The sequence below is a fragment of the Kineococcus aridisoli genome (assembly GCF_050871885.1).
Taxonomy (GTDB): Bacteria; Actinomycetota; Actinomycetes; order Actinomycetales; family Kineococcaceae; genus Kineococcus.
This window is the reverse complement of sequence record NZ_JBJLSF010000141.1, coordinates 1-7357: the sequence shown is the minus strand read 5'-3', so window position 1 is coordinate 7357 and position 7357 is coordinate 1. Positions and strand designations below refer to the sequence as shown.

Sequence of the window (7357 nt, the reverse complement as noted above, 5' to 3'; positions counted from 1 at the left end):
GGGGGCTTTGTCGTCTCGGCGGGTGCGCCGGGCGGGGCGGGGCGGGCTGGGGCGGGGACCAGGGGTGCAGGGGGAGGGGGTGCGGGGCTGTTCACCGCACGAGGGAGCCGGCCGGACCGGAGCTTCCCCACACCGATCCGACCGGCTCGGGGACCAGCATGGCACGGCCGCCCCGTCCTGTCAGCCCCGCGGCCGGACCGGGCGCGCACCCGCCGCGCGGTGCCGTCAGCCGAGGCCGTCAGCCGAGGCCGGTGGCCGCGCGGACGTCGGCGCGCACCCGCTCCAGCTGCGCGGCGGCCCGCTCGCGCGCCCGCTCCAGCTCCTGCGCCGGGGCGTCGGCGGGCACGTCCACGACGACCTCGCAGTAGCACTTCAGCTTCGGCTCGGTGCCGCTGGGGCGGACGACGACGCGGGCGCCGTCGGCGGTCCGGAAGCGCAGGCCCTCGGTGGGCGGCAGGCCGTCGACGCCGTCGGCGAGGTCGTCGACGGTGGTGACGGGGGAGCCGCCGAGGGTGGCCGGGGGGTGCTCGCGCAGGCGGCCCACGGCCCGGGCGGTGAGCGCCGGGTCGTCCACCCGCAGCGTGACGGGGGCGGTGAGGTGGACGCCGTCGAGGCGGTCGAGGTCGTCGAGGACGTCCTCGAGGGTGCGGCCGGCGGCCAGCTCGCGGCGCACGAGGCCGGCCACGAGCACCGAGGCGGAGATCCCGTCCTTGTCGCGCACGACCTGCGGCGCGACGCAGTAGCCGATCGCCTCCTCGTAGCCGAACGTCAGGCCGGGCACCCGGGCGATCCACTTGAAGCCGGTGAGGGCGGTGGCGAAGGAGGCGCCCCGGCGGGCGGCGGTGCGGGCCAGGGCCTGCGAGCTGACCAGCGAGCAGGCCAGCACGGCACCCTCGGCGGCGAGCTCGTCGCCGAGGACGCGCCCCAGCTCGTCGCCGCTGAGCGTGCGGAAACCCCCGCCCCCGCGGCGGGGGACGGCCACGCAGCAGCGGTCGGCGTCGGGGTCGACCGCCAGCACGAGGTCGGCGCCGACCTGGGCGGCCAGGGCCAGCGCCCGGTCCAGGGCGCCCGCCTCCTCGGGGTTGGGGAACGGCACGGTGGGGAAGTCAGGGTCCGGGTCGGCCTGCTCGGCGACGACGTGCACGTCCTCGAAGCCGCTGCGGCGCAGCGCCTCCAGCAGCACCGGACCACCCACCCCGTGCATCGGGGTGACGACGAGGCGGACGCCGGGCGCCCCCGGGGGGACCTCGCGGGCGACGGCGCCGACGACCGCGGCGAGGTACTCCTCGACGACGTCCTCGCCGAGCACGCTCCAGCCGCCCGCGGCGCGCGGCAGCTGCGCGAGGGGGCCGACCGCGGCGATCTCCGCGGCGATCTCCGCGTCCACCGGCGGGACGATCTGCACCCCGCGCCCCTCCTCGGTGCTCGCGCGGCCACCGAGGTAGACCTTGTACCCGTTGTCCTGCGCGGGGTTGTGGCTGGCGGTCACCATCACCCCCGCGTCGGCGCCGGTGCGGCGCACCGCCCACGCCAGGACGGGGGTGGGCAGCGCGCGCGGCAGCAGCAGCACCTCGCACCCGGCCGCGGTGAGCACGGCCGCGGAGTCGTCGGCGAAGTCGCGCGAGCGGTGCCGCGCGTCGAAGCCGACGACGACGCGCGGGCGCGCCGCGCGCCCGGTCAGCCACGCGCCCAGCCCAGCCGCCGCGCGCTGCACGACGGCCCGGTTCATCCGGTGCGGCCCGGCGCCCAGCGCCCCGCGCAGCCCCGCGGTCCCGAACTCCAGCGGGCCGCTGAAGCGGTCCGCGAGGTCGGCGGCCGCGGCCGCGTCCCCGTCCCCGGCGGCCGCCAGCAGCCGCGCCAGCTCCGCCCGGTCGCGCTCGTCGGGGTCGTCGGCCGCCCACGCCCGGGCGCGGGCCACCAGCTCCTCGGTCGGTCCGGCGGTCGGGGCGGGCAGGTCGGCGCTCACGGGCCTCACCCTACGAGCGCGGGTACCGTCGCCCGCATGGCCACGGACCCGATCCAGGACCCGACCGGCGAGCTGACCGGCGAGCCGGGCGGGGAGCCGGGCGCGGGTCCGGTGCGCACCTTCGCCGACCTCGTCGAGCGGGCCGCGCGGCTGGCCGCCGGCGGGCGGGCGCTGCTGGGGCTGACCGGGCCGCCCGGCGCCGGGAAGACGACCCTGGCGCAGGCGCTGGCCGCGGCGGTGCCCGGCGCCCAGCACGTCCCCATGGACGGGTTCCACCTCGCCGACGTCGAGCTCGAGCGCCTCGGCCGGCGCGGGCGCAAGGGCGCCCCGGACACCTTCGACGCCGCCGGCTACGCCGCGCTGCTGGCGCGGTTGCGGGCGCAGCCGCACGAGCAGGACCCGGCCGTCGTCTACGCCCCGGCGTTCGACCGCGAGATCGAGCAGCCCGTCGCCGGCAGCATCCCGGTGTTCGCGGACACCTCCCTGGTGGTGACGGAGGGGAACTACCTGCTGCTGGCCGACGGCGGCTGGGCAGCGGTGCGCCCGCTGCTGGACGAGGTGTGGTTCGTCGACGTCCCCGGCGGGGCGCGCACCGACCGCCTCGTGGGCCGCCACCGGCGCTTCGGCAAGCCCCGCGACGCGGCGATCGCCTGGGTCCGCGACGTCGACGGCGCCAACGCCGAGCTCGTCGACGCCTCGCGCGGCGCCGCCGACCTCGTCGTGGCCGGCGACCTGCGCCTCGGGCGCGGTCCGGGACGATGACGCGCGCGGGGATCCCCGTCGTCGTCTTGGCCGGTTTCCTCGGCGCCGGCAAGACGACGGTGCTCAACCAGCTGCTGCGCTCGGCGGCCGACGTCCGCCTCGGAGTCGTCGTCAACGACTTCGGCGCCGTCGGCGTCGACGCGCTGCTCGTCGCCGGCTGGGCCGACGCCACGGTGTCGCTGGAGAACGGCTGCCTGTGCTGCTCCACCGAGGACGGCACGGTGGAGGAGCTGCTGGCCCGCCTCACCGCCCCCCGGCGCGGACCGGGGCTGGACGCCGTGCTCATCGAGGCCAGCGGGGTGGCCGAACCCGCCGCCATGGTGCGCCGGGTGCTGGACAGCCGGGTCCCGGGCGTGGAGTACGGCGGGCTGGTCGTCGCCGTCGACGCCGTGGAGTTCGAGGCGACCCGCGCGCGCCACCCGCGCCTGGACGACCACGTCGCGATGGCCGACGTGCTGCTGCTCACCAAGACCGACCTCGTGGACGGCGAGCAGCTGGCCCGGGTGGCCGCGCGCTGCCGCGAGCTGAACGCCTTCGCGCCCGTGGTGCCGGCCGCGAACGGGCGGGTGGACCCGCGGCTGCTGTTCGAGGTGGGCCCGCCCCGCCAGCGCCAGCTGGCGCTGGGCGAGGAGCCCGACCACGCCGAGCACCTGCACACCGCCTACGACGCGGTGAGCTTCACCAGCGAGGCGCCGCTGGACCCGCGGGCCTTCGTGCGCTGGCTGGACGCCCGGCCCTCCGGCGTCTTCCGGGTCAAGGGGTTCGTGCACTTCGCCGTCGACGGCCACGGGCAGCGCTTCGTCCTGCACACCGTCGGGGCCGCCGTCCGCTTCGAGCGGGGCCCGTGGCCGCGCGGGGCGCGGCGGCGCACCGAGCTCGTCCTCGTCGGCGCGGGGCTGGACGCCGAGCGGCTGCGCGCCGACCTCGCGGCCTGCGTGCACCAGGGCGGACCGCTGGAGGACGAGCTGGCGATGATGGGGGTGCTGCGCAGCACCGAGGGGGCCTGAGCGCCCGCCGGACCCCCGTTTCCCGTCGGCGGCGCCGGGGTAGCCCAGCACCATGAGCAGACCGGTGCGGGAGCAGGTCGTCGTCGTCCTCGGCGCGTCGAGCGGGATCGGCCGGGCCACGGCGCTGGAGTTCGCCCGCCGGGGCGCGGCCGTCGTCTGCGCCTCGCGCAGCACCGCCGCGCTCGGGACGCTGGTGGAGGAGATCACCGCGAGCGGCGGGCGGGCGGTGGCGGTGCCGACCGACATCACCGACCCCCTCGCGCTGGACCACCTGGTGCAGGAGGCCGAGGAGCGGTTCGGGCGCATCGACACCTGGGTCAACGACTCCGCCGTCAGCGTCTACGGCACCGTCCTGCAGACCCCGCTGGTCGACTTCCGCCGCGTCGTGGAGGTGAACCTCCTCGGCCACGTGGCCGCCAGCAAGGCGGCCGTCCCCGCGCTGCTGCGCGCCGGTGGCGGGGTCCTCGTCGGCATCGCCTCGGTCGAGGGCGTGCGCTCGCTGCCGATGCACGCGCCTTACACGGCCTCCAAGTTCGCCCTGCGCTCGTTCTACGACTCCCTGCGGATGGAGCTGGCCCAGGACGGCGCACCGGTGGCCGTCAGCACGATCCTGCCCGCGAGCATCGGGACGCCGTTCTGGGAGAACTCCCGCAACCACACCCGCACCCTCACCAAGCCGCCGCCGCCGGTGTACGCGCCGGAACTGGTGGCCCGCACGATCGTCCGGGTGGCGGAGCACCCGCGCCGGGAGGTCGCGGTGGGCGGGGCGGCGGTCGGCTTCGTCCTGGGCCAGCGCTTCAACCCGGCGCTCACCGACCTGGTGCTCAGCCTGGTGGGCCGCACCGCGCAGACCAGCGACCGCCCCGACAACGGCCGGGACATCCTCGAGACCCCGACGCCCGGGCCGGGGCGGGTGCACGGCGAGCACGTGACGCACCTGGTGCGCCGCAGCCCCTTCACCGCGCTGGCGGCGCGCTTCGTGCGCCCGGGGGAGGCGCTGCTCGCGCTGCGGGCCCGGCTGGCCCGCTGACGCCCCGCCCGGGCGCCGCCTCCCGGGCGCTCAGGCGGAGGCCCGCACCCACGCGTGCGGGGTGTCGACGAGGTCGTCGAGGGCGGCCCGGCACTCGCCCGCCACGTCCGAGCGCCCGCCGAGCACCGGGTACAGCCCGAAGAGGCCGAACACCCGGTGGGCGCAGGGCGGCAGGGCGGCCACCCGCAGCCTGCCGCCGCGCTCGCGGGCCTCGAGGGCCAGGGCGAGGAGCACCCCCGCGGCCCGGCAGTCCAGGAACGTCACCGACGACAGGTCGAGGACGACGCAGCGGGCGCGGTCGAGGGCGGCGCGGACCTCGGGCGCCGCCCGCTCCGCGGTGTCGGCGTCGAGGTCGCCGACCGGGCGGACGACGCGCACGGGGCCGGCCCAGCGGTGCCGGACGGCGAAGTCGGGGGAGTCCACGAGAACCTCCAGCTGGCCTGCGGTGGCGGCCCACTGTCGGACGTGGCAGAACGCTAGACCTGCTCGGGCCCGGGCACAACCGGCGGGCGGGACCGGGGCCCGGAAACCCGGTGGAGCGTCGGACCTCTGCACCGGTGCACAGGAGCGCCCGCGACCCGCGCCCGCGACCCGCTGCGGCGCCCCGCGGCGCGCGGCGGCGATGAGTTCCGCGGCCGCCGCCGGTCCGCCCCGTGACACCCGCGGGGCGGGAGAAAGGGCGGTGCGACGTGTCGGAGGCTCCACCTACTGTCGGCTCCATGGCATCGGTCGAAGCACCAACGGTCCACGCGCCGGCGGTCCAGGCGCGAGGGCTCGTGAAGCGGTACGGCGACGTCACGGCGGTGGCGGGCGTCGATCTGGAGGTGCCGACGGGCACCGTCCTGGCCCTGCTGGGCCCCAACGGCGCGGGCAAGACGACGACGGTCCGGATGCTCACGACGCTGCTGGTCCCCGACGAGGGGACCGCCACGGTCGCGGGCGTGGACGTCGTGGCCGACCCGCGCGAGGTGCGCCGCCGCATCGGCCTGTCCGGCCAGTACGCGGCGGTCGACGAGAACCTCACCGGATTCGAGAACCTCGACATGGTGGGACGGCTGTACCACCTGGGCCGCAAGCGGTCCAGGGAGCGGGCGTGGGAGCTGCTGGAGCAGTTCGACCTCACCGGCGCGGCCAAGCGCGTCGCCAAGACGTACTCCGGCGGCATGCGCCGCCGACTGGACCTCGCGGGGGCGCTGGTGGCCGAGCCGCCGGTGCTCTTCCTCGACGAGCCGACCACTGGCCTGGACCCGCGCAGCCGCAACGACATGTGGGACCTGCTGACGCGGATGGTCGGCGGCGGCACCACGCTGCTGCTCACCACGCAGTACCTGGAGGAGGCCGAGCGCCTCGCCGACGACATCGTCGTCATCGACCACGGCCGCGTCATCGCCCGCGGCACCGCCGACGACCTGAAGACCCAGGTCGGCGGCCAGCGCGTGGAGGTCGTCGTCGGTTCCGAGGCCGACGTGGACACCGCCGCCGCCGTGCTGCACGAGGTGGCGGTCGGCGAGCTGCAGGTGGAGCGCCGGGCCCGGCGGGTCACCGCGGCGGTGACCTCCGGCAGCCGCGCCCTCGTGGAGGTGCTGCAGCGCCTCGCCGAGGTGGGCGTCGTCCCGCTCGACGCGGGCGTGCGCCGCCCGACGCTGGACGACGTGTTCCTGACCCTGACGGGCAAGCCCGCCGAGGAGGTCGCCGGCGGCGGCGACGACCCGGCGCGAGCGGTGGCCGAGGAGGTGCGCTCGTGAGCGCGGTGGCGGAGGTGCTCGCCGACAGCTCGGTGATCGCCAAGCGGAACATCCTGAAGATCACCCGGATCCCCGACCTGCTGGTGGGCACCCTCATCTCGCCCATCATGTTCATCCTGCTGTTCGGCTACGTCTTCGGCGGCGCGATCGGGGTGCCCGGGGGGAACTACCGCGAGTTCCTCGTGCCGGGGATCTTCGCCCAGACGGTCATCTTCGGCGCCACCGTCACCGGTGCGGGGATCGCCGACGACATGCAGAAGGGCATCATCGAGCGGTTCCGCTCGCTGCCCATGACGCAGTCCTCGGTGCTCGTGGGCCGCACGGCCTCCGACGTCGTCCTCAACGTCATCGTCATCGTCATCATGTCCCTGACGGGCCTGGTGATCGGCTGGCGGATCCGGACCTCGGTGCTCGACGCCGTCGTCGGGTTCGCCCTGCTGCTGCTGTTCGCCTACGCGATCTCCTGGGTGATGGGCCTGCTGGGCCTGCTCATCCGCACGCCGGAGGCGTTCAACAACCTGACGTTCCTGACGATCTTCCCGCTGACGTTCGTCACCAACGCGTTCGTGCCGCTGGAGACCTTCCCCGGACCGCTGAAGGCCGTCGCGCAGTGGAACCCGGTCTCCACGCTCGTGCAGGCCGCCCGCGAGCGCTTCGGCAACGTCCCGCCGAACACGCAGCTGGACACCTGGTCGATGCAGAACTCCGAGCTCTACACCCTGCTGTGGATCGTGGTGATCCTCGCGGTGTTCGTGCCGCTGGCCACCCGCCAGTACAAGCGGGCCGCGGCCCGCTGAGCGGCCGCCGACGGCCCGCCGACCGCTTCCCCGGGTCCGGCGGGCCCGGC

At 76.4% G+C, this 7357-nt stretch carries 7 protein-coding genes; 5 read left to right on the top strand and 2 right to left on the bottom strand.

What is annotated here, in order from left to right; all coding sequences use genetic code 11:
• Positions 1–238: 238 nt before the first annotated feature.
• On the bottom strand, positions 239–1975 hold the full coding sequence (locus ACRYM2_RS22390; protein ID WP_432524858.1) for a phospho-sugar mutase: 1737 nt from the start codon (positions 1973–1975) through the stop codon (positions 239–241).
• A gap of 27 nt (positions 1976–2002) precedes the next feature.
• Between ACRYM2_RS22390 and ACRYM2_RS22385 the strand changes: the two genes are divergently transcribed.
• The 3 genes from ACRYM2_RS22385 to ACRYM2_RS22375 are packed head-to-tail and all read left to right on the top strand — an operon-like array spanning position 2003 to position 4765.
• Positions 2003–2728: a nucleoside/nucleotide kinase family protein gene (locus tag ACRYM2_RS22385; protein WP_432524856.1), complete on the top strand. Its 726-nt coding sequence runs from the start codon at positions 2003–2005 to the stop codon at positions 2726–2728.
• The gene (locus ACRYM2_RS22380; protein ID WP_432524854.1) at positions 2725–3735 is read left to right on the top strand and encodes a CobW family GTP-binding protein; all 1011 of its coding nucleotides are present in this window, start codon (positions 2725–2727) and stop codon (positions 3733–3735) included. Before ACRYM2_RS22385 ends, ACRYM2_RS22380 begins: the two co-directional genes overlap by 4 nt.
• A gap of 52 nt (positions 3736–3787) precedes the next feature.
• A complete protein-coding gene (locus ACRYM2_RS22375; RefSeq protein WP_432524852.1) occupies positions 3788–4765 on the top strand; it encodes an SDR family oxidoreductase in 978 nt (325 codons plus the stop codon).
• A 30-nt stretch (positions 4766–4795) separates the two neighbouring features.
• Here the strand turns inward: ACRYM2_RS22375 and ACRYM2_RS22370 are convergent, their stop codons facing one another.
• Complete coding sequence (locus ACRYM2_RS22370; protein WP_432524850.1) at positions 4796–5188, bottom strand: STAS domain-containing protein; 393 nt, start codon at positions 5186–5188, stop codon at positions 4796–4798.
• A gap of 296 nt (positions 5189–5484) precedes the next feature.
• On the opposite strand from ACRYM2_RS22370, the gene ACRYM2_RS22365 reads away from it, so the two are divergent.
• Both ACRYM2_RS22365 and ACRYM2_RS22360 read left to right on the top strand, forming a co-directional pair.
• Positions 5485–6510 carry an ATP-binding cassette domain-containing protein gene (locus ACRYM2_RS22365; RefSeq protein ID WP_432524848.1) on the top strand — a complete coding sequence of 342 codons (1026 nt, stop codon included), beginning with the start codon at positions 5485–5487 and terminating at the stop codon, positions 6508–6510.
• Positions 6507–7307: an ABC transporter permease gene (locus ACRYM2_RS22360; protein ID WP_432524846.1), complete on the top strand. Its 801-nt coding sequence runs from the start codon at positions 6507–6509 to the stop codon at positions 7305–7307. Before ACRYM2_RS22365 ends, ACRYM2_RS22360 begins: the two co-directional genes overlap by 4 nt.
• The last annotated feature ends 50 nt before the right edge of the window (positions 7308–7357 follow it).

Bases quoted from the DNA above. Each gene is read 5' to 3' on its own strand.
- ACRYM2_RS22385 (WP_432524856.1), top strand. From the start codon at position 2,003: ATGGCCACGGACCCGATCCAGGACCCGACCGGCGAGCTGACCGGCGAG.
- ACRYM2_RS22380 (WP_432524854.1), top strand. From the start codon at position 2,725: ATGACGCGCGCGGGGATCCCCGTCGTCGTCTTGGCCGGTTTCCTCGGC.
- ACRYM2_RS22375 (WP_432524852.1), top strand. From the start codon at position 3,788: ATGAGCAGACCGGTGCGGGAGCAGGTCGTCGTCGTCCTCGGCGCGTCG.
- ACRYM2_RS22365 (WP_432524848.1), top strand. From the start codon at position 5,485: ATGGCATCGGTCGAAGCACCAACGGTCCACGCGCCGGCGGTCCAGGCG.